Below are 25,077 nucleotides of genomic sequence, written 5' to 3' on the forward strand. Positions count from 1 at the left end.
ACGGCTATCCAACCCGCTGAAAATCCAACGCTTTGTGAGGCTGCATAGCCTTCAGGTTATAGCCATCCAGCAACCAGTTAAGTTCTTGACCCGTTAGCGTCACTGTGTCGTCCTTCAGGTGCGTTGGCCATTTAAACCGCTCACGCTCCAAGCGCTTGTACCACACCACAAAGCCGTTACGTTCCCAGAACAGTAGCTTCACTTTATCGCGCTGGCGATTACCGAACACGAACAGCGCTTGATCAAACGGGTTCAAGGCCATGGCTTCCTGAACCAGCAGTGCTAATCCATCAATTTGCTTGCGCATATCGACGGGTTCTCGGCACAGGTACACCCTCAGATCAGTGCTTGGGCGTATCATGCGACGACCTCCACGGCGACAAACCGCGCGGGACGACAACGCGGTGGCACGGGAAACCCCTGCACGATTAACCGATTTTCCCATGCCATCAGGTCGGCTAACGTCACGGTTTGTGCATTGGCATACGCACTTAACGGCATCTGTAACGCGGCAGCATAATACAGATGGCCTAGCCAAAATGCTTGAGTGGAATTGAGTTCGCGGCTCATGATGATCTCCAAAATTAAAGAGACCATCAGTGTGATCAGCCAACGTTAATGTGGGTAGATGGGTTTTATGGCCTTGCAATTACCCACAAGTCGATGATGCATCTGGATTGGCAGCTTGGAATCCAGCAACGAGATCTGCTAAGCGGATGAAGCCTCGCCATAGAACGGTGGATCCTGGGAGAGGATCACTTGAGCGATCCAGATAACCACCCAGGCGAGCGACAGCGGTCATATAAAAAGCTGTATCGCGTCGTGTGCCTTGTCTGTTTGACGGCATTGATCGGTCGAGAAGAGCTCTTTCAATATCAGTAAAAACAGCTGCAGGAGAGGTCGTTGAGGATTGGCGCCGCAGTATAGTCAACCATGATATTCGCCAGGACACGACACAGCAGAGCGCAATGCAGTTGGCAAGTCGATCTGCGGTAGCGAGACGTATATCCTCAATGCGGCAACCCGTTTTCAGCGTCTTGAAGAATGTCTCGATATTCCAACGCCGTGAATACCAAATAAGCTTTTGCACTGCGTCGGCGTGAGTGGCAACGGGAAGGTTAGTGGCCAACTTCCAGATTATAGGGGAACGCCCTTCGGGCGGGTTTTTCTCTTCTGCAAAAATAATACCAAGCTTCTGTTTTGGGTATTTTTTCTGTTTTCCAATCGGTGGACAAACTGTCATCTTTGCATGCTTGACCGATAGGGTCGCCTGCTGTTGATTGCCTCGCTTGTCACGAAAGTGAATATCGTGTGTTCCACTGACCTGAGTCTCGGCCATCACTTGAGAAATCGTAGTGCCTCCCTCCTCGGCGAGACGATCAACGCAACTGCGGATCAAAAAGTAAGTGCCAAGATCTTGAGCCAGACAAAAGAGTTCAAAAATGTCACTCTCGCGATCACCGATATGCACGCACCGTTCAGGTGAACCTGCAAGCTCAGTAGAACGCTGCAGGTTGTCGAGCCAACGCATGCTTTCTTTCTGCTCGATGGGTACGCGGGTCGGATTAACTTTGCGCTTGAGAGCTTCTGTGCCTTTGAATTTATTCCGCGTCCAGAATTTGGCAGCTGTCAGGCCCAAGGGCAGCCCTTCCGTTGTGATAGCCAGACTAGCGTGCATTAAAAGCCCGCAGACGGTATGTTTAAGGTGCCGTCCTTCTTTCATCTTGCGCCCGGTTGATTCATTGATGAAACCAATCTTCTCAGGTGACGAGCGCTTGAAGGAAAATTCGGTTGTATCCTGCAGGATCAATATGGGGCCATCGGTGGCTTGGATGCGCAAAGCAGAGGCGGCAAAATGTCCCTCCAAAATCTTGTCCTCGCTGACATTCTCATTCGCGAAGAAGCGATAGGCGGCCTTGGTATTGGCCCAGTCCTGGAATGCGGTGGGTAGTGATTTGTCTGGCCGATCACCGAGTGCTTCCAGCATGACAGCCAACCTTTGATTCAGTCGCGCGTCCCCCAAGTCGCAGCCAGTCATTTCCTCGTTCACCCAGTGTTGTCCCATATTGATACCTCTTATCATATCGAACGAACTGAGAAGCCAAAAAAACACATCGGGCTTTACTTTATCAACGGTATGCTTATGTAGCTGATGACTTGTGGGTAATTGCAAGTTTTATGGCGCGCTTACAATTGAATTAGGGGCGCACCATCGTTTGGCAGCGCTGCCAGGATCGCGGCTTGCTCTTCAGCCGTGAACGGGTCAATGTCATCGACTTCTTTGGGTGGCTCAATCTTTCGGTAGTGCCAGCCTGCCAATGGGTTGTGAGTGATTAGCTCATCGTGCATGGCATCATCCAGCGCGGCGCGTAGCGGGCTGATGATGTTAGAAATGCGCTTGTTGCTGCAGGTGAGAGCGGCCGCACAATCACGCACGTGGCCACGTTTGATTTCTTGAAGCATCAGATGGTCAAATTGGGGTATCAACTGGCCTTCAATCGTTTTTCGGTAATCCTTGTAGGTGCTGGCTTTTATGGTTGGCTTTAAGCCAATTGCGCAGGTTGTTATCCAGCCGATCCTTACGGAGAAACTTTCTGGCGTTCTTGCTGCGCGGGAAGGTCACTTGATAATCGAAAGTACCGGCGTCGATCGCTGACATGATAGCGGCGCGATGCTGCGCCGCTTTTTTTAAGTTAGCGGGGGTGGGCTTGAGCTTGAGCCGTTTGTGGCAACGGACGTGTATATAAATAAGTCGATGTGCGGTTGCTGCTCAGTCATTTGGAGGCATCGTGGGGACGGTTAATTACTCAGAAAGCGCAAGGCGGTTTCCCACACTTCTGAACCTCTGCTAAGCCCTGCTTTGACCATCTCATTAACAAGGGTTTTGGCACCTTCATCAGTCAGACCGCGAAGCCTGTCCAGCAGTCGAGATTTCTCTTTTTGAGGTAGGGTTTTGCTGGCAAGGATTTTACCTTCCAATTCCGAAAGCGTTTCATTATGAAGCTTGATGGTAACGACCCTGAGAATTGCTGTCAGTCCGCCATCAGCTTGGAGAAAATCGAGTCCTTTTTCTGTGATTTTTGCGCTTCCATCAAGATCAAGACCTACACCCAATGCACGCATTTTAATATTTCTACCACTTTCCGCTGCTTCTTGACGTGGCCTGCCCAGCTTTACCAAGCCGTGTCCATCTAGATAGTGCAGGTTAACGCTTGTAGGGCTTTCTATATTCTGAACATCGAACAGGCCTGTCGCCGAGTTGGGATATTGCTCTGCAAGATGCCACAGCAACTCTTTTTGCTCTTGTCTGTTAAGAAGCTTCATAAGCTTTCTTCCGGTCGATTTAGTGAAGTAGCAATTTCCTATGCAGGATTAACTATGAAGCCATTGCCCAAGTTGCTGCGCGGTGATAGCTCCTTGGTCAAGGCCGTAGCTGATCAGGCGAGTAGTCAATTGCTTCAGGCCTTCTTCTTTCATCCCTTTGAGCGCTTCTCGTAGAGCGGGTTTTTCCTGTGCTGGGATGGCTTCGCTCTCGACGATTTTGCTATCAATGAGGTCGCGTATGGTGTCGGCGTGAAGCTTGACTGTAACGGTGCCGAGAATGGCGGAAAGGCCGCCGTCGTCTTCCAGGAAGTCTATACCTTTCGCAGTGAGCCTACCGCTTACCAGGATGTCGCTTGGTGGGATGTTGGGTCCTGCGCTTTCAGTAACCCAGGTATTGAGCGTGTTCTCAGCATTCCCATTTTGGACAAGGCCATGCTCTGTAAGATATCGAATGTTGAATCTTGCAACATCAAGAGTTGAGGTATTGCTTATTTGCGACAAATAAAAATTCGTTTCTTGAAGGAGTCCCTTTTTCAAGGCGTTAAGCATCTTAAGCTGCAATTCTCTGCTTATCACGTGAACCCTCTCTACATGGGAGCGCAGGATGTTTAACTAATTTACCATAGATGAATTGCGCTTTGCGTTGACTCACATTTATGCCGATGACCGTGAAGTTTTGGTGAAGATAGGGAATGCCGTTAAGACAAAGTATGGAGATGAAGGCTGTTTTGCATGGGATGAGTGGGGCCAGGGCGGGGGGATCGCGCGCAGGAGGCAGAAAGCGTGTGGTGTTGCCTGCAAATGATATGCAACCGCTTGCTTACCATCATTCACCTAGTCCAGCAGCGCAGGTTGGGCGCACAAAAGTGGAGATGAGCGTTGCAAGCCAAAAGGCAAGGATGCTTGTCGGAGCGACAGTCCGACCCAGGTACGGAGTTTTAATTATGTCTAAACCAGCGCTTTTTCAGACCATAGACACAAAAAAAGCACCCGTAGGTGCTTAATTTGTAGGGGTGTCTGGTGGAGGCGGCGGGAATTGAACCCGCGTCCGCCAGCACGCGCCTATTGGCTCTACATGCTTAGATTTCGTCATTTGATTTAACACGACTGACTCCGACGATCAGGATTCAGCCACGCGAGCCTTCTAAAGTTTAACGCTTGGCGAGAAGACACCACCAAACGCGGTCCTATCAGCTTTAGCTCGTATCCCCTCAGTGATGAATAGGCACATCACCTTGGGGCCAGACAAGAAGCTAACAGTTTAAGCTGCTAGCGCGCCTTGAGCGTAGTTTTCGTCATTTGCGACTATTTTTCGTGATGTGGGATTTACGAGATACATCACGCTCTCGGCATGCACCGCAAGGGTTGTCACCGGCGTCGAAACCATGTCGCCCCCTTATTACAAGTGAGCATTCTAACGTGCTCACACTTGATTGACCAGTTATGCCTTATTATGTTCCCGCATAATTCGACCTTTTTGACGGCTCCAATCTCGATCTTTTTCAGTGGCGCGCTTGTCGTGCAGCTGTTTACCGGTCACCAGTGCCAATTCGCACTTCACTTTATTGCGTTTCCAGTAAAGCTTCAGGGGCACACAGGTGTGACCTTTGTCCTGGGTGATCGAAAAGATTTTGGCGATCTCTTTGCGATGCAGCAGCAGTTTGCGAGTGCGCGTTGGGTCGGCAATTTCATGGGTGCTAGCCGTATTTAACGGCATGATGTGGCTGCCCAGCAGAAACGCTTCACCATTACGAACTAATATATAGGTGTCAGTGAGCTGGGCTTTGCCAGCACGCAGGCTTTTAACTTCCCAGCCAGCGAGTGATAGCCCAGCTTCGAAGGTTTCATCGATATGATATTCAAACCGTGCCTTCTTATTTTGGGCGATAACGCTGCTACCGGGACCCTTACTGTTACCTTTCTTAGTGGCCATGGAACCTCATAATTAATCTGTCAGTGGCATCCCCTTCGTTATTTGGGGAGGCGTGATACCATTTAAGGTCTGAAATAATGTTTCCCATGATACGCTTTGGGCACTGTGAAGTCAGCGGAGAGGTCAATGCCAACCGTCAATCGTTCCGCCTTGGTGCGGCACACCCCCCAGAAAATGTTCGATTTGGTCAACGACTTCGAACGCTACCCGGAATTTTTGCCAGGTTGCCGTCATGCGCGTTTGGTCGAGCATGATGATGAGCATCTAATCGGCGAAATGACTCTTGGGCGCGCCGGCGTCGAGCAAACCATCACCACACGCAACGACCTATTTGCACCAGAGCGTATTGAACTGTCGCTGGTAAAAGGGCCCTTCAAACGCCTAAAAGGTCGCTGGCTGTTTATCCCCATGGGGGAGGGCGCCTGCAAGGTCAGTTTAGAAATGGAGTTTGAATTCGCAAATCGGCTGCTCGGCATGGCTTTCGGCAAGATTTTTCAGCAAATAGCTGGGCAGCTAGTCGACGCCTTCACCAAGCGCGCAAACGAGCTGTATGGCCGCTGAGACGTTAGCGGTTGAGGTAGCCTTCGCGCTGCCGTCTAAGCAGCGCATAGTGGCGCTACGGGTGCCTGAGGGCACCACCGCACGCCAGGCCGTTGCCTTGGCTGATTTACCGACGCTATTCCCTGACCTACCTGATGACACATTTTCTCAGGCTCCGCTCGGGATCTTCGGCAAAGCACTACGCGATCCCGACACCCAGTTGTTGCGTGAAGGAGATCGAGTAGAAGTTTACCGGCCACTGGCTATCGATCCAAAAGTCGCTCGCTTGGAGCGTGCAAAGCGCCAAGCGAGCGAACCAGGAAGGTAACTTGCTTTAAGGCTGTGAAACGGGCTGTGTGCGTGACGGTGCCTGTAGCTGCATGTTTTCGTCTGTTAACGAATCCATTGGGTTGGTGCCCTCTGTCGCAGGCCCCATACCGTCACCGCTTTCGAACGGCAGGTCAGAAGATAGATCACCCTCCTGATCGATATTCACCAAGCGACCCTGGGGGTCGAAAGTGAGCGTAACGCGGCGCTGTTCTACATCGCCGTATGCCTTGTCTAAACGAAACACATAGTCCCACTGGCTGGCATCAAAGGGCGCCTCTAGCAGCGGCCTGCCCATCACATAAGTGACTTGCTCTTGAGTCATGCCGGGCTGAAGTTGGCTCACCATCTCCTGAGTGACCAGGTTGCCTTGGGGGATATCGCGCTTGTACACGCCAACGTAGCTGCAGCCACTAACAACGGTCAGGGCAACGGAAAGCGTGATGATTCGAGTCAATTTTTGCATTTGGGCCTATTCTTCACTATCGTGGTTTCGGTTGATCATACCCGACCTAACCTGTTACTGCGAAGAGCGACCATGGCCGATCAGAACCATGAATTGCGCAAAGCCGGTCTGAAAGTGACCCTGCCGCGCGTCAAGATACTTCAGATTCTCGAAAATGTTTCGGGTCAGCACCACCTTAGCGCGGAAGAAGTGTATAAAACACTGATTGATGCGGGCGAAGATGTTGGCTTGGCAACTGTATACCGTGTACTGACTCAGTTTGAGTCGGCGGGGTTGGTTATTCGTCATAATTTTGACGGTGGCCACGCAGTATTTGAGATGACCCAAGAGGATCACCATGATCATATGGTGTGCCTGGAAAGCGGTGAGATCATTGAGTTTGTTGATGAAATCATTGAGCGTCGTCAGCAAGAGATCGCTGAAGAGCATGGCTACGAGTTAGTGGATCATGCGCTAGTGCTTTATGTTCGTCCGCGTGGCTCCGATGTCACCCGCCAAGACAGCGGGCCAACGAACAAGAAATAATGTTCGTGGATAGACACTGCACGCGGCTCGAAAATATGAACGCCCCTGCATTACCTGTTTAAATTCGCCATCAATGGAATTTGTCAGGTAATGAGGGGCGTTTTATTTTGCCGCGTATAAAGTACTGGTAGATGCTCTTCTAGTCAGTGCGGCGGGCGCTGGCTAGCGTGTAGCATTTCACGGGCATGGGCGAGGGTTTGGTCAGAAAGCGTCACGCCGCCCAGCATGCGTGCCAGCTCGCTGATACGCCCTTGTTCATCGAGCAGCGCCATCTGGGTCAGCGTGGTGTCGCGTTTTGCCTGTTTCTCGATATGCAGGTGCTGGTGCGCCTGGGCCGCCACTTGGGGTAGGTGAGTCACGGTCATTACTTGGCCGTTTTCACCTAGCTTGCGCAGTAATTGACCAACGATTTCTGCGGTCGCGCCCGAAATGCCCACATCCACTTCGTCAAATACTAAGCTAGGCACCGTTGAGTGCGTCGCCGCGACCACTTGAATCGCCAGGCTAATCCGCGACAATTCGCCGCCGGAGGCGACTTTCGTTAGTGGCCGCGCAGGCTGACCGGGGTTAGCGCTGATCAAAAATTGCACACGATCAAGGCCTTCAGGAGAGGGCGCCTCTTTCGCGGTGACCTCTACTTCAAAGCGGGCCTTACCCATGGCTAAAAAGCCCAGCTGTTGCTGCACTTCTTTGCCCAAACGAAGCGCGGCTTTTTGACGGCTCTCGCTGAGTTTTTTCGCTTCCTGGTGATAGCTTTCGCGTAGCTCCACTACTTGTGCACTCAGTGCCTCAAGATCATTCCCTCCCTCTTCTAACTGCGCGACTTCTCGCTGTAGGTCAGCATGCAGGGCGCATAGCTCGTCGGGGGCAACGTGGTGCTTGCGAGCAATTCGATGTACGTCGGTCATGCGCTCTTCCACCCAAGCCAGCCGCTCAGGGTCGAGCTCGGTGGTGCTGGCGAGACGATTGAGCTCGCTGGAAGCCTCTTCCACTTGAATACGGGCATCGCTCAGCATGGCGAGCGTATTGGCCAGCGTGCCTTTGTCGCTACCCGGCAGCGCGCTTAAATGGGCGGAAGCCTGGTTGAGTAGCGAAAGCGCGCCCCCTTCATCGCTGGCGCAACAGTCAGCGGCAAACTGTGTCTCACGCAGCGTCTCCTCAGCATGCGCGAGCGTGTGCTGCTCTTCTTCCAGGGTGGCCAGCTCACCTTCTGCTAAACCGAGCTGATCCAGCTCTTCTACCTGATAACGCAGTAGCTGCCGTTTGGCTTCTACTTCGCTGCCTTCTTCGCTTAGCTTTTTCAGCTGCCGACGCGCATTGCGCCACTCGCGAAACGTAATGGCCAGTTGAGCGGTTGCGTCGTTTAGGCTCGCGTAGTCATCGAGTAAGGCAAGGTGGGTCTCCTCACGCATTAATGCATGATGGGCGTGCTGACCATGAATCTGGATCAACTGCTCGCCGAGGGATTTGAGGTCCGAGATAGTTGCTGGTTGGCCGTTAATCCACGCTTTGGAGCGTCCGTTGGCAGTCACGACACGGCGCAGCAAGCACTCATCAGCAGGGAGCTCACGGGCTGACAGCCACTCAACGGCAGCGGGCAGGTGCTGGATATCGAAACGGGCGGAAAGGTCGGTACGCTCGCGACCATGGCGAACGCTCCCGGCATCAGCGCGTTCGCCAAGGCATAGCCCTAAAGCGCCCAAAAGAATCGATTTGCCCGCCCCGGTTTCCCCGGTAATGGCCGTCATGCCACCGGTTAGGTCGAGTTCTAAATGATCAACGATAGCGAAATCTTGAATAGCTAGCTGAGTAAGCATGACGCCTCCCGAGACGGTACAGCATTGAAGCTGGATACTTATCCAATAGTTGTTGATTTATACAGTAGTTAATAACTCACTTCAATGCACCTCTTGAGATGGAATTTATGGCCCCCATATAGCGTGCATGATCAGTTAAGGCTAGTAACTAACGGCTTACTTCTTTGCGCGCAGCCCGCGTGGCAGCGCCCTACTTAATAGGAGCACAACATGGCGAAAGAACCGCAAACACCGATGGATGACGAGCTGGCCCGCCACGAGCAAGAAGCGGATGGCGTCGAACAAGCGGAAGAGCAGGCCGCCGAAGAGCGCTTGATGGAAGGCGAGCTGGAAGGATTGATCAATGACGAAGAGTCGTTTGAAGGCAGTGTCGATAATCCTGAAGCAGAAATGCTGGCCGCTCAGGTAGGCGAGCTCGAGCAGAGCTTGGCCGAGGCCAAGGATCAAGCCCTGCGCGCCGCTGCGGAAGCGCAAAACGTGCGTCGCCGTGCTGAGCAAGAAGCCGAGAAAGCGCGCAAGTTTGCCCTAGAGAAGTTCGTTAAAGAACTGCTGCCGGTCGTTGATAGCTTGGAGAAAGCGCTTGAGACCATGGAAGAGGGAGCCTCGGAGATCCACCGCGAAGGCGTTTCCATGACCTTGAAAATGCAATTGGATGTACTCAACAAGTTCGGCGTGGAAAGCATTGAGCCCCACGGCGAGCCTTTCGACCCTCAAGTGCATGAAGCCATGACCATGGTGCCTAACCCGGATCTTGATCCCAACACCGTGATGGACGTTATGCAAAAAGGCTATTTACTCAATGGACGCTTGGTGCGCCCGGCCATGGTCGTAGTGAGCCAAAAAGCCAATTAAGCAAATGGCTGCGTAGGGTAAGAAAGCAGGGTGTGAAAAAAAACCCTTGAAAAGTCAGCGGCGGCCCCCAAATAAAGGGCAACCCCGCGGGGAAACCCGCAGACAAGCTTTAAAAGCTAAATTTCAGTTTTGTAACAACCGAATTCGAGGTTATTGCTATGGGACGTATAATTGGTATCGACCTGGGCACCACTAACTCTTGTGTGGCCGTGCTCGATGGTGACAGCGCTAAAGTTATTGAAAACGCCGAAGGCGGCCGTACAACGCCTTCTATCATCGCTTATACAGACGATGGCGAAACGCTGGTCGGTCAGGCGGCTAAACGCCAAGCGGTGACTAACCCAGAAAACACGCTGTACGCCATCAAGCGCCTTATTGGCCGTCGCTTTAAAGACGACGTTGTCCAAAAAGATATCAAAATGGTGCCGTACAAGATCACCGAAGCAGATAACGGTGATGCCTGGGTTGAAGTAAAAGGCAAAAAAATGGCACCGCCGCAGGTTAGCGCGGAAGTGTTGAAGAAAATGAAGAAGACCGCCGAAGACTACTTGGGCGAAACGGTCACTGAAGCGGTTATTACCGTGCCGGCCTACTTCAACGACAGCCAGCGTCAGGCGACCAAAGATGCCGGCCGCATTGCCGGTCTAGACGTTAAGCGCATTATTAACGAGCCGACCGCTGCCGCACTGGCCTACGGTATGGACAAATCCCGCGGCGACAAAACCATCGCGGTCTACGACCTGGGTGGCGGTACTTTCGATATCTCGATCATCGAAATTGCCGATGTTGACGGCGAAACCCAGTTTGAAGTGTTGGCCACCAACGGTGACACCTTCCTGGGCGGCGAAGATTTCGACTTGGCGCTGATCAACTATCTGGTTGACCAGTTCAAGGCTGACAGCGGTATTGACCTGTCTGGCGACAATCTGGCCATGCAGCGTCTGAAAGAAGCCGCTGAGAAAGCCAAAATTGAGCTTTCCAGCGCTCAGCAGACTGACGTGAACCTGCCTTACATCACCGCCGACAACACTGGCCCGAAACACCTTAACGTTAAGGTGACACGCGCCAAGCTGGAGTCGCTGGTAGAAGATCTGGTTCAGCGTTCACTCGAGCCGTGCAAAATGGCACTGAAAGATGCTGGCTTGTCTGCGTCTGAAATCGACGAAGTGATCCTGGTCGGTGGCCAGACACGTATGCCGATGGTGCAGAAGAAAGCCGCTGACTTCTTCGGTAAAGAAGCACGCAAAGACGTTAACCCGGACGAAGCGGTTGCCGTTGGTGCCGCGATTCAGGGCGGCGTACTCGGTGGCGACGTTAAAGACGTGCTGCTGCTCGACGTTACTCCGCTAACTCTGGGTATCGAAACCCTGGGTGGCGTGATGACGCCGCTGATCGAAAAGAACACCACCATCCCGACCAAGAAGACACAAACCTTCTCAACGGCGGATGACAACCAGACGGCCGTAACCATTCACGCCGTACAGGGTGAGCGTAAGCAAGTGTCGCAGAATAAGTCGCTGGGTCGTTTTGATCTTGCTGACATTCCGCCTGCACCGCGCGGCGTACCGCAGATCGAAGTCGCCTTCGACTTGGATGCCAACGGCATTCTGAACGTATCGGCGAAAGACAAGGCCACTGGTAAAGAGCAGTCGATTGTCATCAAGGCGTCTAGCGGCCTGTCCGAGGAAGAAGTCGAGCAGATGGTGCGCGATGCCGAAGCTCACGCCGAAGAAGATAAGAAGTTCGAAGAGCTGGTGCAGCTGCGTAACCAAGCTGACGGCATGATTCACGCCACACGCAAAACGTTGGAAGAAGCAGGCGACAAAGCGACTGACGACGAGAAGCAGGCGATTGAAACGGCCATCAGCGAGCTGGAAGAAGCGGTTAAAAGCGACGATGTCGATAACATTCAGAAGAAACTGGATGCATTGACTGAAGCCTCTGGCCAGCTAGCCCAAAAGATGTACGCCGAGCAGGCAGAAGCGGCTCAGCAAGAGGGCGGTGAAGGTGCCGAAAACACAGGTTCCAAGCCGGAAGATGACGTGGTTGACGCCGAGTACGAAGAAGTCAACGACGATCAGAAAAAGCAGTAACAACCTCTTTCTGCCAAGGAAAGCGGTGACGCGGGAGCTTACTCCCGCGTTGCTGTTTCCGCGGCCAAAACGCACGTAGCTAACGGAATAGATCATTACCTAGCTAAAAGTGCAGTTGAGTGCGTAGCTAACCAGGAGGCGTAGGGCCTATGTCCAAACGCGATTATTACGAAGTCCTGGGTGTCGAAAAAGGGGCCGATCAGAAAGAGATCAAGAAGGCCTATCGCCGTCTGGCGCAAAAATTCCACCCTGATCGAAACCCGGACGATAACACCTCAGCGGAAAAATTCCGTGAAGTGTCCGAAGCGTATGAAGTGCTTAGCGACGGCGAGAAACGCGCAGCTTATGACCAGTTCGGCCATGCAGGCGTTGATGGCCAAGGCGGCGGCGGTGGTTTCGGCGGCGCAGGCGCTGGTGATTTCAGCGACATTTTCGGCGATGTGTTTGGCGATATTTTTGGCGGTGGCGGTGGCCGTCGTCGTGGCCCCAACGCCCCGGCGCGCGGTTCCGACCTGCGCTATAACCTAGAGCTGGATCTGGAAAACGCCGTTTCAGGCACCACAGTCGATATCCGCGTACCGCGGCATATCGAGTGTGACCGTTGCGATGGCGGTGGTGCGGAGCCGGGCTCTTCTAAAGAAACGTGCCCTACCTGTCATGGCCACGGTCAAGTGCGTATGCAGCAGGGCTTTTTCGCCGTGCAGCAAACGTGTCCCACCTGTCATGGTTCTGGTCAGCACATTAAAGTGCCGTGCCACAAGTGTAATGGCGAAGGGCGCGTACGTGAGACACGCACGCTTTCCGTGAAGATTCCGCCTGGTGTAGATACTGGTGATCGTATTCGTTTGAACGGTGAAGGCGAAAGCGGTATTAACGGTGGCCCGCCCGGTGATCTTTACGTGCAGGTAGCCATCAAACCGCACCATATCTTCCAGCGTGACGGTAAACACCTGCAGTGTGACGTGCCGATCAACTTCGTCGACGCGGCGCTAGGTGGCGAGCTTGAAGTGCCCACACTTGATGGTCGCGTGAAGCTGAAGATTCCGCCGGAAACCCAAACCGGCAAGCTGTTCCGCCTGCGTGGTAAAGGCGTGAAGCCCGTACGCGGTGGCATGCCAGGCGACTTGCTATGCAAGGTAGTGGTCGAGACACCAGTCAAGCTCAATGACGAGCAGCGCGACCTACTGCGCAAGCTGCAAGAGAGCTTCGACGGCAGCAACAGCCACAGCCACTCGCCGAAGAAGACTGGTTTCTTCGATAGCGTGAAGAGCTTCTTTGAAGATATGAAGCCGTAAAGCTGAGATGATGGTAGTAAGTTAGATGTTTGATTCAAAGACCCTCGGTTCGCCCGGGGGTTTTTGCTGTTTAGGAAATGCTGCGCACAATGGATCACCTTGAAGAAAAGCCCACCATGGGCATTTTGCTGCGGGTACTGTCTGGCCTGCTTTTTACCGGCATGCTGGTGTGTATTAAGGCAGTCAGTGACGAAGTGCCGGTGGGGCAGTCGGTGTTTTACCGTTCGCTGTTTGCGCTGCTGCCTATCGTCGTGTTTCTTCTGGTGCGTCGGGAGTTTCCTCGGGGGTTGGCGACGCGCCGCCCGTTGGGTCATGCGCTCCGTTCCGGGCTGGGGGCGGCAGCCATGTTTGCCTCTTTTGCGGCGGTGGCACTATTACCAGTGGCCGAAGCGACGCTGCTTGCACAGCTAACGCCGGTCTTTATGGCGATAGGAGGTGTGCTGCTCTTAAGGGAGCGTTGCTCACTTTATCGTGCGGGCGGCATAGTATTGGCGCTTGCTGGTGTCGCTGTGCTGATTTTGCCTGGGCTGGGCGCTAGTTCAAGCAATGGCCACATAACCGGGTACGCGCTTGGGGCGCTGGGTGCGCTCTTAACTGCTGGGGCGCTACTGACCGTCAGACGTATTTCGCGAACTGAAACGGCAGCATCAATTGCATTCTACTTTATTGTGGTAGCAGCGCTGGCTGGGCTGGCAACGATGCCATTGGGCTGGGCAGCGCTTAACCGGGTGGAGTTTTCGCTGCTGGTGTTATCGGGCCTATTTGGCGGCGCAGCGCACATTGCGATGACATTAGCGTTGCGCTATGCCGAGGCGTCGCGCTTGGCGCCTTTTGAATATATTGCCCTGGTGTGGCCCGTGCTCGCCGATTGGGTGCTGTTTGGAATACCGGTCTCCAGCGGCTTCCTGCTAGCGCTACCGCTCATGTTATCCGGGGTGGCGTTAGCGGCAATGGAAGGGCGGCGGCTTAAATGGCTGCTTCGACGATAAGTTGCGGTTGGCCTTTCGAGCAGGACTCGATACGCGCAGATACCCGATAAACCTGACGTAGCAGCGCAGGGGTAATCACTTCGGCGGTGGGGCCGCAGGCAATCAAGCGACCATTTTCGAGCATCATGGCGGCATCGGCGAAACGTAGCGCATGCCCCAGGTCATGGAGCGCCACCAGAATCAGCATCTGGCGTTCATCGGCTAGCCGGCGCAGCACCGTCAAAAGGCTGATCTGGCGGTTCAAATCGAGTGCCGAAGTGGGCTCGTCCAGCATCAAAATCTCGGGCTCTTGAACCAGGGCCTGGGCAGCGCTAACCAACTGGCGCTGCCCGCCACTGAGGTCGCCAATATCCCGCTCGCCAAGGGTCGCAATAGAAAGCTCCTCCAGCGCACGATCAACCTGCGCTAAATCCTCAGGCTGCACTTTTAATCCACGTCCCTGCATACGCGCCAAAAGCACTGATTCATAGACCGTCAGCACGGCCTTGGCGCCGGTGTCCTGAGGCATATAGCCCACGGGGCGCTCGGCGCTGGTGCCGCTGATAATTACTTCGCCGTCGCCTTTCAATAACCCTAATACGCGGCGAAAAAGCGTCGATTTACCCGCTGCATTGGGCCCTAGCAAGGCAACGACTTGCCCGCCTTGAAAGCAAGGTGTGGTGATCTCTTCCAGAATGGGGCGACGCCCGTAGCGGGCGGATACACGGTTAAGTTGTAGGGTTACCATGAGGCCTTCTTGTGGTTAAGCACCAAAAATAGGAAGAAGGGAATGCCCACCAGCGAAGTAATAATGCCAATGGGAATAATGGTGCCAGGAATAATGATCTTGGAGATAACCGAGCCAACGGAGAGGATAAGCGCGCCGCACAGGGCCGAGCCGGGCAAAAAGAAGCGCTGATCCTCGCCCAGTAAAATGCGCGCGATGTGCGGCCCCACCAAGCCAATAAACCCAATGGTGCCCACGAACGCCACCGCTATGGCAGCGAGCAGCGATACCAGTACCAGCACTTCCAAACGCAGCGCGCGGGGATTGACACCCATACTCTCGGCTTTGGCGTCGCCCAGGCGCATGGCGGTTAGCGCCCAGCCATGTCGGGCAAGCAGCGGCATGGATAAAGCAAGAATGCTAAGGGCGATCCAGAACTTGGGCCAGGTGGCTTTGGTTAAGCTGCCCATTGTCCAAAAGACCACTGCAGAGACCGCCTCCTGGCTGGCAAAGAATTGAATCAGCGCCATCAGTGAGTTGAAGATAAACACCATGGCGATGCCGAGCAGCACAATGGTCTCTACCGTCACGCCGCGCTTAAGGCTTAGAGCATGAATTAAGAACGCGGTGAACATGGCCATCACGAAGGCATTGATGGGCACGACAAATTCAATGGCGGCAGGCACCAGCGCCACGCCGAAGGCGAGACCCAGAGCAGCACCAAAACTAGCCCCGGCGGAAATCCCTAGGGTAAACGGACTGGCTAGTGGGTTGCTCAGTATGGTTTGCATCTGTGCTCCGGCCACCGACAAGCTGGCGCCTACCACTAGGGCCATCAGCGCGACCGGCATGCGGATTTCCCAGAGAATCACTCGCGCTTGCTGGCTAACGCTGTCCGGGGTAAACAGCGCCGCGATCACTTCGCCCAGGCTATAGCGGGCAGGCCCCAGTGCCAGATCAACACAGAGACTAAAAAACAGCGCTAACACCAGTGCCGCTAGTATCATTTGGCGGCGGAAAACCTGGCTATGGTAGAAGGCGCGACCCTGTGAAAGGCGCTCTGTGACCTCCGTTTCCGTTATCCTCGTATCAGTCGTCATGGAGCGATATCCAGTAGCCGGGCTCATAGTCGATGGGCAGGAAGCGTTCGTGCAGTTCTTCCATTGTGGCGTTGGGGTCTAGGTCGGCAAAGAGCTCAGGGTGTAGCCACTTGGCTAACTGCTGCACGGCCACGAAGTAGTAGGGGCTGTTGTAAAACTGGTGCCAAATGGCGTGGAAATTGCCAGATTCAACGGCCTTAATGCCGGTCATCGCGGTGCGCTCGGTCAGCGCTTCCAGCTTGGCGTGAGCCTGTTGCATATCTGAACCAGGCCCTACGCCCACCCAATCGCCGCCAGGTACGTAGGCATCCCAGTTGCCACCGGTAACAACCACATGGTCGGGGTTGGCGGCAATAATCTGCTCAGGGTTCAGGTTGCCGAAGCTGTTAGGAATAATCCCCTCGGCAATATTGTGGCCGCCAGCTAGGGTGACATAATCGCCAAAGTTGGCAGGGCCAAAGCTCATGCAGCACTCGTCGGAGTAGCCGCCGGCCCGGTCAATAAACACGCTGGGGCGCTCTGGGTTGGCCTCGGCGATGACATCGGTTACCCGTGCCAACTGTGTCTCGGCAAACTCGATGAATGCTTCGGCCGCTTCTTCATCGTCCATGATCTGGCCGATGATGCGCATGGAGGGGATGGTGTGCTCAAGCGGGTCTTCGCGAAAATCCACATAGATGATGGGAATGCCGAGTTGTGCCAGCTTGTCGTCGTAGGCAGCATCTTCTGTGGCGGCTTTCGCCTCGATGTTCATCAGCACCACGTCAGGATTAAGCGAGGCGGCCTGCTCGACGTCAAAAGTACCGTCTTTAAAACCGCCAAAGGTGGGGATTTCCTCAATCTCGGGAAAACGCTCCAGATAGCGAGCATAGTTATCGGGATCCGCCTGGGAAAAATCTTCGCGCCAACCGACTACATGGGCAAAAGGAGCTTCAGGTTCGAGTAAACCGAGCAAATAAATTTGCCGCCCTTCGCCTAAAATAACCCGCTCGGCAGGGGCATCCAAAGTGATTTCGCGGCCAGCGACATCAGTGACGGTGATAGCGTCAGCCATAGCAGTGGCGCCGCAAGCAAACGTGATAAGCGTACCAAGCAGGATTTTTAAGCGCGGAGAACTGAGCATTTTTTTACTCGTTGGTCGATATTGGTTAACAGGGCTGGCATCGCTGATGCGCTTTAACGGTGATAGCACATAGATGCAATTGCTATTGTAACTGATTAGCGTTTAGGAGGCATTATTGGGGTGCCGCGCTTAATGGTCAACATGCTACGCTTTGCCCTTAGCATTTATCCTACGGCGATGGCTTCACATGTTTGGCTCTAAAGGCAATGCGTTGTTGAAGGATGACTTGGTTTGTAAGTACTTACATTTTTGGAGGGGCCGCTATGCCTTTATCTCGTGTTGAAATTGCCACGCCTTCCGCCGAGCGTTTAATTAATCGGCTCTGTAAACACTGGGCGCATAAGCTAGAGGTTGAGCAAAGCGATCAGCAGGCCACCATTACATTTGCCACCGGCACCTGCTTAATGCTCGCTGAGCCCGATAAATTGGTGGTCGCCATCGAAACCCTGGAAGAGGAGCATTTGGATGAGCTGGAAGGCGTGGTCGAGCGTCACTTAATGCGTATGGCAGGGGATGAAGAGCTGGCGATTGTTTGGGAGAACTAAACTGAGTCTTCATGGCAGCAATCTTCATGGCAGTAAAGGAGAGCGTCTAATGCGCTGGTGCGTCTGCTATAATTGCGACACTTTTTATATACCGGAACGCAGAGCGCAGGAGTTCGCATGACCCGAATTGCCATTGTAGGCGTGGCTGGCCGCATGGGCCGTACGTTGGTAAATGCTATTGAGCAAGATGCTGAGGCAACGCTGGCTGGCGGTATTCTGGAACCGGGCAGCTCCTTAGCGGGCGCTGATATTGGCGAGCTCGCTGGGTTAGGGAAGCGCGGTGTCGTCGCGGTAGATTCACTTGCGTCTATAGTTGATGATTTCGATGTGTTGATCGACTTCACGGCCCCTCAGGTCACGCTTGGTAACCTAGCATTCTGCGCCGAACACGGTAAGCGCATTGTGATTGGCACCACCGGCATGAGCGATGATGAGCTGGCTCAGTTAGATAGCTACCGCGATAAAGTGGCCATGGTGTTTGCGCCCAATATGAGCGTTGGGGTTAATCTGACTCTGAAGCTACTCGAAACGGCTGCCAAAGCGCTCGGCGATGAAGGCTACGATATTGAAATAATCGAGTCTCACCATCGCCATAAGGTCGATGCGCCATCCGGTACTGCGATTAAAATGGGTGAGGTGATCGCTGACAGCCTGGGGCGGAACCTGAAAGAGCATGGCGTGTTCGAGCGGGTAGGGCAGTGCGGCCCACGCTCGGATAAAGAGATTGGTTTTGCCACCGTGCGCGCGGGCGATATCGTTGGCGAGCACACGGTGATGTTTGCCAACGAAGGCGAGCGCATCGAAATCACCCATAAAGCCTCCAGCCGGATGACCTTTGCCAAAGGTGCCGTTCGTGCGGCACGTTGGATCGCTGGCAAAGAGGTCGGCCGTTACGATATGCAGGATGTGCTGGGGCTGGAGTAAGGGGTCTACTTGGCAAAATCTATCTTCAGCCAATGTTGAGTAGTCGTTGGGGGTAGTCTTAGGCCAAGAATTCCTGTAACATTTCAAAAATTTTGGCCGGGTGGCTTAGAAGCTCTGACTTACAGACCTTAGACGGCGCGCTTGTTGCGTTGGCCAGCCCAAAGCCTGCCACCGAGTTTGCTGATGTAACGTTATCAGTTAAGCAACTCTGAAAGGCATCGAACAACAAGCGGGATGAAACCGATTCTTTTTATCGGCTTCGTCCCGCTTTTTTACGGCCCTTGTTTTGATAATGAATGACTTTAATCGCGAGCGTCGTGGATTAACGAAGAAATTGCTGAGCCTGCGCCCTACAGGCTCCCACCAGCATGGGAGGATCTTGTTTTGAATAACCCCGCATTGAGCAAACCCGCAATATTGGCCCTGGAAGATGGCAGTGTGTTCCACGGTATCGCCATTGGCGCGGATGGAGTAACCAGCGGTGAGGTGGTGTTCAATACGGCCATGACCGGCTATCAAGAGATCCTTACCGACCCCTCCTACACTCGCCAAATCGTCACCCTCACCTATCCCCACATCGGCAATACTGGCATTAACGCAGAAGACATTGAGTCCGCCTCTATTGCCGCGGCAGGGTTGGTGATACGTGATCTACCATTAATGGCTAGCAGCTTTCGCTCAGAGCAGTCGCTGTCGGACTACCTGAAAAGCCAGAACGTGCTGGGCATTGCCGATATCGATACCCGCCGCCTAACGCGCATTTTGCGCGATAAAGGCGCCCAGAACGGGGCGATTTTGGCCGGTGCGGATGCTGAGGGCGAAGAGGCTGTGGCGCGGGCGCTGGAAGCTGCCAAGGCGTTTCCAGGGCTAAAGGGCATGGATTTGGCTAAAGAAGTCTCCTGCAAAGAGGCTTACGAATGGTCGGAAGGCGAGTGGACGCTGGGGGAAGGCTACGCCGACGCTTCGCAAAGTGAGCGCCCTTACCATGTGGTGGCATATGATTACGGCGTGAAATTCAACATCCTGCGCATGCTGGCCGCCCGTGGCTGCCGCCTGACGGTGGTGCCTGCGCAAACGCCTGCCGCTGACGTGCTGGCGATGAAGCCTGATGGCGTTTTTCTGGCTAACGGCCCAGGCGACCCAGAACCCTGTGACTACGCTATTAAAGCGATTCAGGATGTGCTGGAAACCGATATTCCGGTATTTGGTATTTGCCTGGGTCACCAGCTACTGGCGCTCGCGGCCGGTGCGAAAACCGTCAAAATGAGCCTCGGCCACCACGGTGCCAACCATCCAGTGCAGGATTTGGATGCCGGCACGGTGATGATTACCAGCCAAAACCACGGCTTTGCGGCGGATGAAGCGACCCTGCCTGCCAATGTGCGTGCCACGCATCGTTCGCTGTTCGATGGCACCTTGCAGGGAATTGAGCTTACCGACCGACCGGCGTTTAGCTTTCAAGGCCACCCGGAAGCGAGCCCCGGCCCGCGGGATGTGGCGCCGCTGTTTGATCGCTTCGTGGCGATGATGCAGGCACGCCGTTAACGCGTCCTTCACATCACCGTATCGCCGTCTTTTGTCGCTCATCGTCACCATTTTTTGCGGGAACCGTTATGCCTAAGCGTACCGACATCAACACTATTTTGATCATTGGCGCTGGCCCGATTGTGATCGGCCAGGCCTGCGAATTCGACTACTCTGGCGCCCAGGCGTGTAAAGCGCTGCGCGAAGAGGGTTACCGGGTTGTTTTGGTCAACTCCAACCCCGCCACTATCATGACCGATCCGGCCATGGCCGATGCTACTTACATCGAGCCGATTACCTGGCAGACGGTTGAGAAAATCATCGAGGCGGAGCGCCCCGACGCGATTCTACCGACCATGGGCGGCCAGACGGCGCTGAACTGCGCCCTCGAGCTTGAAAAGCATGGCGTGCTGGAGAAATTCGGCGTCGAGATGATCGGTGCTAACGCCGATGCGATTAACATGGCCGAAGACCGCGATCTGTTTGATCAAGCCATGAAGCGCATTGGCTTGGAATGCCCGAAAGCGAAAGTCGCGCACAGCATGGATGAGGCGTGGGAGATTCAGGCGGAGCTTGGTTTTCCAACGATCATTCGCCCTTCCTACACCATGGGCGGCTCCGGCGGCGGCGTGGCGTATAACAAGGAAGAGTTCGAAGAGATCTGTACGCGCGGTTTTGAACTCTCCAACAACCACGAGCTGCTGATTGATGAGTCGCTGCTGGGTTGGAAAGAGTACGAGATGGAAGTTGTGCGTGATAAAAACGACAACTGCATCATCGTCTGCGCGATTGAGAACTTCGACCCCATGGGTGTACACACTGGTGATTCGATCACCGTGGCCCCGGCGCAAACGCTGACGGATAAAGAGTATCAGATCATGCGTGACGCCAGCCTCGCGGTGCTGCGCGAGATTGGTGTCGAGACTGGTGGTTCCAACGTCCAATTCGGTATGGATCCCAAGACCGGCCGTTTGGTAGTCATTGAGATGAACCCGCGGGTGTCGCGCTCCTCGGCGCTGGCCTCCAAGGCAACCGGTTTCCCGATTGCTAAAATCGCCGCCAAGCTGGCGGTCGGCTACACCCTGGATGAGCTACAGAACGATATTACCGGCGGTCGTACACCGGCATCGTTTGAGCCGTCTATCGACTACGTGGTTACCAAGATCCCACGCTTCACCTTCGAGAAATTCCCCCAGGCTAACGATCGCCTAACGACGCAGATGAAGTCGGTGGGTGAGGTGATGGCGATTGGTCGTACCTTCCAAGAGTCGCTGCAGAAAGCCCTGCGCGGCCTGGAAACCGGTAATGATGGCCTCGATCCGATCATTACCGATTTTACGCCGGACAACATGGCGATTATCCAGGGCGAGCTTCAGGCCGCCGGTGCCGAGCGTATTTTTTATATCGCGGACGCCATGCGCTCAGGTATGAGCGTTGATGAGGTGTTTGCGCTGACCAATATCGACCCTTGGTTTCTAGTCCAGCTTGAAGATCTAGTGCTGACTGAAAACGCCGTCGCCAAGCGCTCACTGACCGACTTCTCTGCCCGTGAGATCTATCAGCTCAAACGCAAAGGCTTTGGCGATGCGCGCCTGGCCAAGCTGCTCAGCGTTAGTGAAAAAGCGTTTCGTCAAACCCGTCAGGCTGCTGGTATTCGCCCGGTTTATAAGCGCGTGGATACCTGTGCCGCGGAGTTTGTGTCAGATACCGCCTATATGTACTCCACTTATGAAGAAGAGTGCGAAGCGGATGTGTCTGATCGTCAGAAAATTATGGTGTTGGGCGGTGGTCCGAACCGTATCGGCCAGGGTATCGAGTTTGACTACTGCTGTGTTCACGCCGCCTTTGCCATGCGCGACGACGGCTATGAAACCATCATGGTCAACTGCAACCCGGAAACCGTCTCTACCGATTACGACACCTCTGATCGCCTCTACTTTGAGCCGGTAACGTTGGAAGACGTGCTCGAAATCGCCGACAAAGAGAAGCCGGTGGGCGTGATCGTCCAGTTCGGTGGTCAGACGCCGCTGAAACTGGCCCGCGAGCTAGAGGCTGCCGGTGTTCCGATCATTGGTACCACGCCGGACGCCATCGACCGCGCCGAAGACCGTGAACGCTTCCAGGTGATGATCGACAAGCTGGGCCTGAAGCAGCCGCCCAATGCCACGGCGCGCAGCTTTGCCGAAGCCTTCGATAAAGCCGAAGCAATTGGCTACCCGCTGGTAGTACGCCCCAGTTACGTGCTAGGCGGCCGGGCTATGGAGATCGTTTACGACGCCTCCGAGCTTGAAAACTACATGACCCACGCGGTGAAGGTCTCCAACGACTCACCGGTGCTGCTGGATCATTTCCTGAGTGCCGCAATCGAGATCGATATCGATGCCGTGTCGGATGGTCAGCAGGTGGTGATTGGCGGCATCATGCAGCACGTAGAGCAAGCGGGCGTTCACTCCGGTGACTCCGCCTGCGCGCTACCGCCTTACTCGCTGCCTGCCGATGTGCAGGACGAAATGCGCCATCAGGTGAAGCAGATGGCGGTTGAACTGGGCGTTAAAGGCTTAATGAACGTGCAGCTGGCCTGGCAGGATGGCGAGATCTACGTGATTGAGGTTAACCCCCGCGCTTCGCGTACCGTGCCCTTTGTGTCCAAGTGCATCGGCACATCGCTTGCTCAGATTGCAGCGCGCTGTATGGCCGGTAAAACGTTGGCTGAGCAGGGCTTTGAGAAGGAGATCGTACCGCACTTCTATAGTGTGAAAGAGGCGGTTTTCCCGTTCAATAAATTCCCCGGTGTCGATCCAATTCTGTCGCCGGAAATGAAGTCCACCGGCGAAGTGATGGGCTCTGGGGATACCTTTGCAGAGGCCTTCTTCAAGGCGCAGTTGGGGGCAGGCGAGGCCATACCGGCGCTGACCGGCGAGCGTAAAGCGTTCCTTTCCGTTCGTGAGCCGGACAAGGCAGGGATTATCGAAGTGGGCCGTTCTCTGTTAGCATTAGGCTTTACGCTATGTGCAACACGGGGAACAGCGGCTGCTTTGGAAGCTGCCGGGCTTGCCGTGGAACACGTCAATAAAGTTTACGAAGGCCGTCCCCATATCGTCGATCTGCTTAAGAACGACGAAATCGCCTACATTGTGAACACTACTGAAGGTCGTCAGGCTATTAACGACTCTTCGGTCATTCGCCGTACTGCTCTCTCGCGCAAGGTGCCCTATGCGACCACCTTGGCGGGCGCTAATGCTGTTTGCATGGCGCTTGAGTACGGTAGTGAGATTACGGTGCGACGCCTTCAGGATCTGCATGCAGGAGCAAGTCAATGAACAAGGTCCCGATGACAGTGGCGGGAGAAAGAAGCCTTCGTGAAGAGCTCGACCACCTTAAAAGCGAAGCGCGTCCGCAAGTGATCGCGGCCATCGCTGAAGCGCGTGAACACGGTGATCTGAAAGAGAACGCCGAGTATCACGCCGCTCGTGAGCAGCAGGGGTTTATCGAAGGGCGTATTCAGGAGATCGAAAGTAAGCTCTCCGTCTGCCAGGTAATTGATGTCACAAAACTGCCGAAAACCGGCAAAGTGATTTTTGGTGTTACCGTGTCGCTAATGAATCTGGATACCGATGCGGAAGTCACTTATCGTATCGTCGGCGAAGATGAGGCGGATATTAAGTCTGGCCGTATCTCGGTCACTTCTCCCATCGCCCGTGCTTTAATCGGCAAGGAAGAGGGGGATGTTGTGGTGGTGAAAACCCCCGGCGGCGATGTTGAGTACGAAATAGGTAGCGTCGAATACGTTTGATAAAAAAACGCCCCTTCAATTGACCTCGGTTAGGTCGGTTGAAGGGGCGTTTTAGTGCAGCGGCATTCGTTTTAGAACGAGTGCAATCTAACGGTTAATGCCTACCGTGGTGGTTCTCAAAGCGGGTAACATTAGAAAGCTTTGGATTCACCTGTGGGTTTCTGCGGTAGAGCAGCGCCATTTTGCCAATGGTTTGCACAAGGTCGGCACGGCTGTTGGCGATCAGTTCGGCTATCATAGCAGCCCGATCATCACGCTCAGGAATGGCGAGTTTCACTTTGATCAGTTCGTGATCGGTGAGTGCGCGGTTAAGTTCTGCGAGCAAATTTTCGGAGACGCCGTTCTCAGAAACGGTGACCACTGGGTTAAGATGGTGGCCAATGCTACGAAATGCTTTCTTTTGTGCCTGTGACAAGCTCATGGTATCTTGCGGTATCCCGGTTAGCGCTTAACGCTCCATCTTACGGTGAAACGTCACCGAGTGAAAGCGATCGCGTGAATGCGCCCATCTCTTATTCCAGTGTTAGATTCCCACATGCAGCAAAAGCCCCCAAGCCGTAAACATTCCGTTAGCAAAACCAGCAATAACTGGAAGAAGGAGCATTTTGACGACCAGTACGTGAAGCAGAGTTGGCAAGATGGCTATCGCTCTCGTGCCAGCTATAAGCTGATTGAGCTGGATGAAAAGGATAAACTGCTGCGACCCGGTATGACGGTCATTGATTTAGGGGCAGCGCCCGGCGGATGGAGTCAGATTGCTGCTGAGCGGGTAGGGCCTGAAGGTGTGGTCATCGCTTCTGATATTTTGGAGATGGATGCGCTCGCAGGCGTGGACTTTATCCAGGGGGATTTTACGGAAGAGGCGGTGTTGGAGGCGATATTAAAACGTCTAGATAATCGTCGCGTAGACCTTGTGATGTCGGATATGGCCCCCAATATGAGTGGTATGGCGGCAATTGATCAGCCTCAGGCGATGTACTTAGTGGAGTTAGCGTTAGAACTCGCTCGCGAAACTCTGTCACCCGGTGGTCGGTTTTTAGCTAAAGTATTCCAGGGGGAAGGGTTTGACGCTTACCTGAAAGAGTTACGCAGCAGCTTTAGCAAGGTAGTGACTCGCAAGCCGGATGCATCGCGGGCACGCTCCCGTGAAGTCTATTTTCTGGCCGAAGGGTTTCGCGGTTAACGCATCATATGGTTCGAT

At 54.2% G+C, this 25,077-nt stretch carries 27 protein-coding genes, 1 other RNA gene and 1 pseudogene; 13 read left to right on the forward strand and 16 right to left on the reverse strand.

Annotation, left to right across the window (positions count from 1 at the left end):
* Nucleotides 1-4 precede the first annotated feature (4 nt).
* The 10 genes and pseudogenes from tnpB to smpB form a co-directional block, all read right to left on the reverse strand.
* On the reverse strand, nt 5-361 hold the full coding sequence (tnpB, locus tag Q3Y66_RS01330) for an IS66 family insertion sequence element accessory protein TnpB (protein ID WP_008958063.1): 357 nt from the start codon (nt 359-361) through the stop codon (nt 5-7).
* Nucleotides 358-570 (reverse strand): hypothetical protein, encoded by a 213-nt coding sequence (locus tag Q3Y66_RS01335; RefSeq protein ID WP_008958062.1) that lies wholly within the window; start codon nt 568-570, stop codon nt 358-360. Before Q3Y66_RS01335 ends, tnpB begins: the two co-directional genes overlap by 4 nt.
* A 79-nt stretch (nt 571-649) precedes the next feature.
* Nucleotides 650-2,083, reverse strand: coding sequence for an IS4 family transposase (locus Q3Y66_RS01340; RefSeq protein ID WP_368411715.1), 1,434 nt, complete (start codon nt 2,081-2,083; stop codon nt 650-652).
* Nucleotides 2,084-2,187: 104 nt separating this feature from the next.
* Nucleotides 2,188-2,463 (reverse strand): hypothetical protein, encoded by a 276-nt coding sequence (locus tag Q3Y66_RS01345; RefSeq protein WP_238528560.1) that lies wholly within the window; start codon nt 2,461-2,463, stop codon nt 2,188-2,190.
* Between the two features lie 31 nt (nt 2,464-2,494).
* Complete coding sequence (locus tag Q3Y66_RS01350; RefSeq protein WP_008958768.1) at nt 2,495-2,659, reverse strand: hypothetical protein; 165 nt, start codon at nt 2,657-2,659, stop codon at nt 2,495-2,497.
* Nucleotides 2,660-2,662: 3 nt separating this feature from the next.
* Nucleotides 2,663-2,749: pseudogene (locus tag Q3Y66_RS20905) on the reverse strand (DUF3596 domain-containing protein); the annotation flags it as partial.
* A 50-nt stretch (nt 2,750-2,799) separates the two neighbouring features.
* The gene (locus tag Q3Y66_RS01355) at nt 2,800-3,324 is read right to left on the reverse strand and encodes a hypothetical protein (RefSeq protein ID WP_008958769.1); all 525 of its coding nucleotides are present in this window, start codon (nt 3,322-3,324) and stop codon (nt 2,800-2,802) included.
* 48 nt (nt 3,325-3,372) lie between these two features.
* On the reverse strand, nt 3,373-3,900 hold the full coding sequence (locus Q3Y66_RS01360) for a hypothetical protein (RefSeq protein ID WP_008958770.1): 528 nt from the start codon (nt 3,898-3,900) through the stop codon (nt 3,373-3,375).
* 442 nt (nt 3,901-4,342) lie between these two features.
* Nucleotides 4,343-4,720: a transfer-messenger RNA gene (ssrA, locus tag Q3Y66_RS01365) on the reverse strand.
* Nucleotides 4,721-4,765: 45 nt separating this feature from the next.
* On the reverse strand, nt 4,766-5,257 hold the full coding sequence (smpB, locus tag Q3Y66_RS01370; protein ID WP_008958772.1) for an SsrA-binding protein SmpB: 492 nt from the start codon (nt 5,255-5,257) through the stop codon (nt 4,766-4,768).
* A gap of 126 nt (nt 5,258-5,383) precedes the next feature.
* Between smpB and Q3Y66_RS01375 the strand changes: the two genes are divergently transcribed.
* On the forward strand, nt 5,384-5,818 hold the full coding sequence (locus Q3Y66_RS01375; RefSeq protein ID WP_008958773.1) for a type II toxin-antitoxin system RatA family toxin: 435 nt from the start codon (nt 5,384-5,386) through the stop codon (nt 5,816-5,818).
* The gene (locus Q3Y66_RS01380; RefSeq protein ID WP_008958774.1) at nt 5,808-6,125 is read left to right on the forward strand and encodes an RnfH family protein; all 318 of its coding nucleotides are present in this window, start codon (nt 5,808-5,810) and stop codon (nt 6,123-6,125) included. Before Q3Y66_RS01375 ends, Q3Y66_RS01380 begins: the two co-directional genes overlap by 11 nt.
* Nucleotides 6,126-6,131: 6 nt before the next feature.
* Here Q3Y66_RS01380 and bamE read toward each other — a convergent pair whose 3' ends face one another.
* Nucleotides 6,132-6,590, reverse strand: coding sequence for an outer membrane protein assembly factor BamE (gene bamE / locus Q3Y66_RS01385; RefSeq protein ID WP_008958775.1), 459 nt, complete (start codon nt 6,588-6,590; stop codon nt 6,132-6,134).
* A gap of 72 nt (nt 6,591-6,662) precedes the next feature.
* On the opposite strand from bamE, the gene fur reads away from it, so the two are divergent.
* Nucleotides 6,663-7,115 (forward strand): ferric iron uptake transcriptional regulator, encoded by a 453-nt coding sequence (gene fur, locus Q3Y66_RS01390; RefSeq protein WP_007111850.1) that lies wholly within the window; start codon nt 6,663-6,665, stop codon nt 7,113-7,115.
* A gap of 143 nt (nt 7,116-7,258) precedes the next feature.
* Here fur and recN read toward each other — a convergent pair whose 3' ends face one another.
* Complete coding sequence (recN, locus tag Q3Y66_RS01395) at nt 7,259-8,932, reverse strand: DNA repair protein RecN (protein ID WP_008958776.1); 1,674 nt, start codon at nt 8,930-8,932, stop codon at nt 7,259-7,261.
* 210 nt (nt 8,933-9,142) lie between these two features.
* Here recN and grpE point away from each other — a divergent pair, with 210 nt between their 5' ends.
* The 4 genes from grpE to Q3Y66_RS01415 all read left to right on the forward strand — a co-directional run bounded on the left by grpE (nt 9,143) and on the right by Q3Y66_RS01415 (nt 14,161).
* Nucleotides 9,143-9,784: a nucleotide exchange factor GrpE gene (grpE, locus tag Q3Y66_RS01400; protein ID WP_008958777.1), complete on the forward strand. Its 642-nt coding sequence runs from the start codon at nt 9,143-9,145 to the stop codon at nt 9,782-9,784.
* 158 nt (nt 9,785-9,942) lie between these two features.
* Complete coding sequence (gene dnaK, locus Q3Y66_RS01405; protein ID WP_008958778.1) at nt 9,943-11,877, forward strand: molecular chaperone DnaK; 1,935 nt, start codon at nt 9,943-9,945, stop codon at nt 11,875-11,877.
* 149 nt (nt 11,878-12,026) lie between these two features.
* Nucleotides 12,027-13,172 (forward strand): molecular chaperone DnaJ, encoded by a 1,146-nt coding sequence (gene dnaJ / locus Q3Y66_RS01410; RefSeq protein WP_008958779.1) that lies wholly within the window; start codon nt 12,027-12,029, stop codon nt 13,170-13,172.
* Between the two features lie 89 nt (nt 13,173-13,261).
* On the forward strand, nt 13,262-14,161 hold the full coding sequence (locus tag Q3Y66_RS01415; protein ID WP_008958780.1) for a DMT family transporter: 900 nt from the start codon (nt 13,262-13,264) through the stop codon (nt 14,159-14,161).
* Here the strand turns inward: Q3Y66_RS01415 and Q3Y66_RS01420 are convergent.
* From Q3Y66_RS01420 to Q3Y66_RS01430, 3 genes are read right to left on the reverse strand one after another with little or no spacing between them, the layout of a single operon-like run.
* Nucleotides 14,139-14,888 carry an ABC transporter ATP-binding protein gene (locus tag Q3Y66_RS01420; protein WP_008958781.1) on the reverse strand — a complete coding sequence of 250 codons (750 nt, stop codon included), beginning with the start codon at nt 14,886-14,888 and terminating at the stop codon, nt 14,139-14,141. The two genes, Q3Y66_RS01415 and Q3Y66_RS01420, sit on opposite strands and share 23 nt — an antisense overlap.
* On the reverse strand, nt 14,882-15,967 hold the full coding sequence (locus tag Q3Y66_RS01425; protein WP_008958782.1) for an iron ABC transporter permease: 1,086 nt from the start codon (nt 15,965-15,967) through the stop codon (nt 14,882-14,884). The genes Q3Y66_RS01420 and Q3Y66_RS01425 overlap by 7 nt, the downstream gene beginning before the upstream one ends.
* Nucleotides 15,957-17,090, reverse strand: a complete 1,134-nt coding sequence (locus tag Q3Y66_RS01430; protein WP_008958783.1) for an ABC transporter substrate-binding protein — start codon at nt 17,088-17,090, stop codon at nt 15,957-15,959. The genes Q3Y66_RS01425 and Q3Y66_RS01430 overlap by 11 nt, the downstream gene beginning before the upstream one ends.
* A gap of 263 nt (nt 17,091-17,353) precedes the next feature.
* Between Q3Y66_RS01430 and Q3Y66_RS01435 the strand changes: the two genes are divergently transcribed.
* The 5 genes from Q3Y66_RS01435 to greA all read left to right on the forward strand — a co-directional run bounded on the left by Q3Y66_RS01435 (nt 17,354) and on the right by greA (nt 23,876).
* Nucleotides 17,354-17,635, forward strand: coding sequence for a DUF2218 domain-containing protein (locus Q3Y66_RS01435; RefSeq protein WP_008958784.1), 282 nt, complete (start codon nt 17,354-17,356; stop codon nt 17,633-17,635).
* Between the two features lie 117 nt (nt 17,636-17,752).
* On the forward strand, nt 17,753-18,559 hold the full coding sequence (gene dapB / locus Q3Y66_RS01440) for a 4-hydroxy-tetrahydrodipicolinate reductase (RefSeq protein WP_008958785.1): 807 nt from the start codon (nt 17,753-17,755) through the stop codon (nt 18,557-18,559).
* Nucleotides 18,560-18,958: 399 nt separating this feature from the next.
* The gene (gene carA / locus Q3Y66_RS01445) at nt 18,959-20,104 is read left to right on the forward strand and encodes a glutamine-hydrolyzing carbamoyl-phosphate synthase small subunit (protein ID WP_008958786.1); all 1,146 of its coding nucleotides are present in this window, start codon (nt 18,959-18,961) and stop codon (nt 20,102-20,104) included.
* A gap of 68 nt (nt 20,105-20,172) precedes the next feature.
* Nucleotides 20,173-23,403, forward strand: a complete 3,231-nt coding sequence (gene carB / locus Q3Y66_RS01450; RefSeq protein WP_008958787.1) for a carbamoyl-phosphate synthase large subunit — start codon at nt 20,173-20,175, stop codon at nt 23,401-23,403.
* Nucleotides 23,400-23,876 carry a transcription elongation factor GreA gene (gene greA, locus Q3Y66_RS01455; RefSeq protein ID WP_008958788.1) on the forward strand — a complete coding sequence of 159 codons (477 nt, stop codon included), beginning with the start codon at nt 23,400-23,402 and terminating at the stop codon, nt 23,874-23,876. Before carB ends, greA begins: the two co-directional genes overlap by 4 nt.
* Nucleotides 23,877-23,970: 94 nt before the next feature.
* On the opposite strand, the gene yhbY is transcribed toward greA, so the two are convergent.
* Nucleotides 23,971-24,297 carry a ribosome assembly RNA-binding protein YhbY gene (gene yhbY, locus Q3Y66_RS01460; RefSeq protein WP_008958789.1) on the reverse strand — a complete coding sequence of 109 codons (327 nt, stop codon included), beginning with the start codon at nt 24,295-24,297 and terminating at the stop codon, nt 23,971-23,973.
* A 114-nt stretch (nt 24,298-24,411) separates the two neighbouring features.
* Here yhbY and rlmE point away from each other — a divergent pair, with 114 nt between their 5' ends.
* Entirely contained in the window at nt 24,412-25,059 is a 648-nt protein-coding gene (rlmE, locus tag Q3Y66_RS01465) for a 23S rRNA (uridine(2552)-2'-O)-methyltransferase RlmE (protein ID WP_035587113.1), read from the forward strand.
* Nucleotides 25,060-25,077 lie beyond the last annotated feature (18 nt).

The sequence above is a fragment of the Halomonas sp. HAL1 genome, assembly GCF_030544485.1.
In the GTDB taxonomy this organism is placed as follows: Bacteria; Pseudomonadota; Gammaproteobacteria; order Pseudomonadales; family Halomonadaceae; genus Vreelandella; species Vreelandella arctica.

Bases quoted from the DNA above. Each gene is read 5' to 3' on its own strand.
- tnpB (WP_008958063.1), bottom strand. From the start codon at position 361: ATGATACGCCCAAGCACTGATCTGAGGGTGTACCTGTGCCGAGAACCC.
- Q3Y66_RS01335 (WP_008958062.1), bottom strand. From the start codon at position 570: ATGAGCCGCGAACTCAATTCCACTCAAGCATTTTGGCTAGGCCATCTG.
- Q3Y66_RS01340 (WP_368411715.1), bottom strand. From the start codon at position 2,083: ATGATAAGAGGTATCAATATGGGACAACACTGGGTGAACGAGGAAATG.
- Q3Y66_RS01345 (WP_238528560.1), bottom strand. From the start codon at position 2,463: ATGCTTCAAGAAATCAAACGTGGCCACGTGCGTGATTGTGCGGCCGCT.
- Q3Y66_RS01350 (WP_008958768.1), bottom strand. From the start codon at position 2,659: ATGTCAGCGATCGACGCCGGTACTTTCGATTATCAAGTGACCTTCCCG.
- Q3Y66_RS01355 (WP_008958769.1), bottom strand. From the start codon at position 3,324: ATGAAGCTTCTTAACAGACAAGAGCAAAAAGAGTTGCTGTGGCATCTT.
- smpB (WP_008958772.1), bottom strand. From the start codon at position 5,257: ATGGCCACTAAGAAAGGTAACAGTAAGGGTCCCGGTAGCAGCGTTATC.
- Q3Y66_RS01375 (WP_008958773.1), top strand. From the start codon at position 5,384: ATGCCAACCGTCAATCGTTCCGCCTTGGTGCGGCACACCCCCCAGAAA.
- Q3Y66_RS01380 (WP_008958774.1), top strand. From the start codon at position 5,808: ATGGCCGCTGAGACGTTAGCGGTTGAGGTAGCCTTCGCGCTGCCGTCT.
- bamE (WP_008958775.1), bottom strand. From the start codon at position 6,590: ATGCAAAAATTGACTCGAATCATCACGCTTTCCGTTGCCCTGACCGTT.
- fur (WP_007111850.1), top strand. From the start codon at position 6,663: ATGGCCGATCAGAACCATGAATTGCGCAAAGCCGGTCTGAAAGTGACC.
- recN (WP_008958776.1), bottom strand. From the start codon at position 8,932: ATGCTTACTCAGCTAGCTATTCAAGATTTCGCTATCGTTGATCATTTA.
- grpE (WP_008958777.1), top strand. From the start codon at position 9,143: ATGGCGAAAGAACCGCAAACACCGATGGATGACGAGCTGGCCCGCCAC.
- dnaK (WP_008958778.1), top strand. From the start codon at position 9,943: ATGGGACGTATAATTGGTATCGACCTGGGCACCACTAACTCTTGTGTG.
- dnaJ (WP_008958779.1), top strand. From the start codon at position 12,027: ATGTCCAAACGCGATTATTACGAAGTCCTGGGTGTCGAAAAAGGGGCC.
- Q3Y66_RS01415 (WP_008958780.1), top strand. From the start codon at position 13,262: ATGGATCACCTTGAAGAAAAGCCCACCATGGGCATTTTGCTGCGGGTA.
- Q3Y66_RS01420 (WP_008958781.1), bottom strand. From the start codon at position 14,888: ATGGTAACCCTACAACTTAACCGTGTATCCGCCCGCTACGGGCGTCGC.
- Q3Y66_RS01425 (WP_008958782.1), bottom strand. From the start codon at position 15,967: ATGACGACTGATACGAGGATAACGGAAACGGAGGTCACAGAGCGCCTT.
- Q3Y66_RS01430 (WP_008958783.1), bottom strand. From the start codon at position 17,090: ATGCTCAGTTCTCCGCGCTTAAAAATCCTGCTTGGTACGCTTATCACG.
- Q3Y66_RS01435 (WP_008958784.1), top strand. From the start codon at position 17,354: ATGCCTTTATCTCGTGTTGAAATTGCCACGCCTTCCGCCGAGCGTTTA.
- dapB (WP_008958785.1), top strand. From the start codon at position 17,753: ATGACCCGAATTGCCATTGTAGGCGTGGCTGGCCGCATGGGCCGTACG.
- carB (WP_008958787.1), top strand. From the start codon at position 20,173: ATGCCTAAGCGTACCGACATCAACACTATTTTGATCATTGGCGCTGGC.
- greA (WP_008958788.1), top strand. From the start codon at position 23,400: ATGAACAAGGTCCCGATGACAGTGGCGGGAGAAAGAAGCCTTCGTGAA.
- yhbY (WP_008958789.1), bottom strand. From the start codon at position 24,297: ATGAGCTTGTCACAGGCACAAAAGAAAGCATTTCGTAGCATTGGCCAC.
- rlmE (WP_035587113.1), top strand. From the start codon at position 24,412: ATGCAGCAAAAGCCCCCAAGCCGTAAACATTCCGTTAGCAAAACCAGC.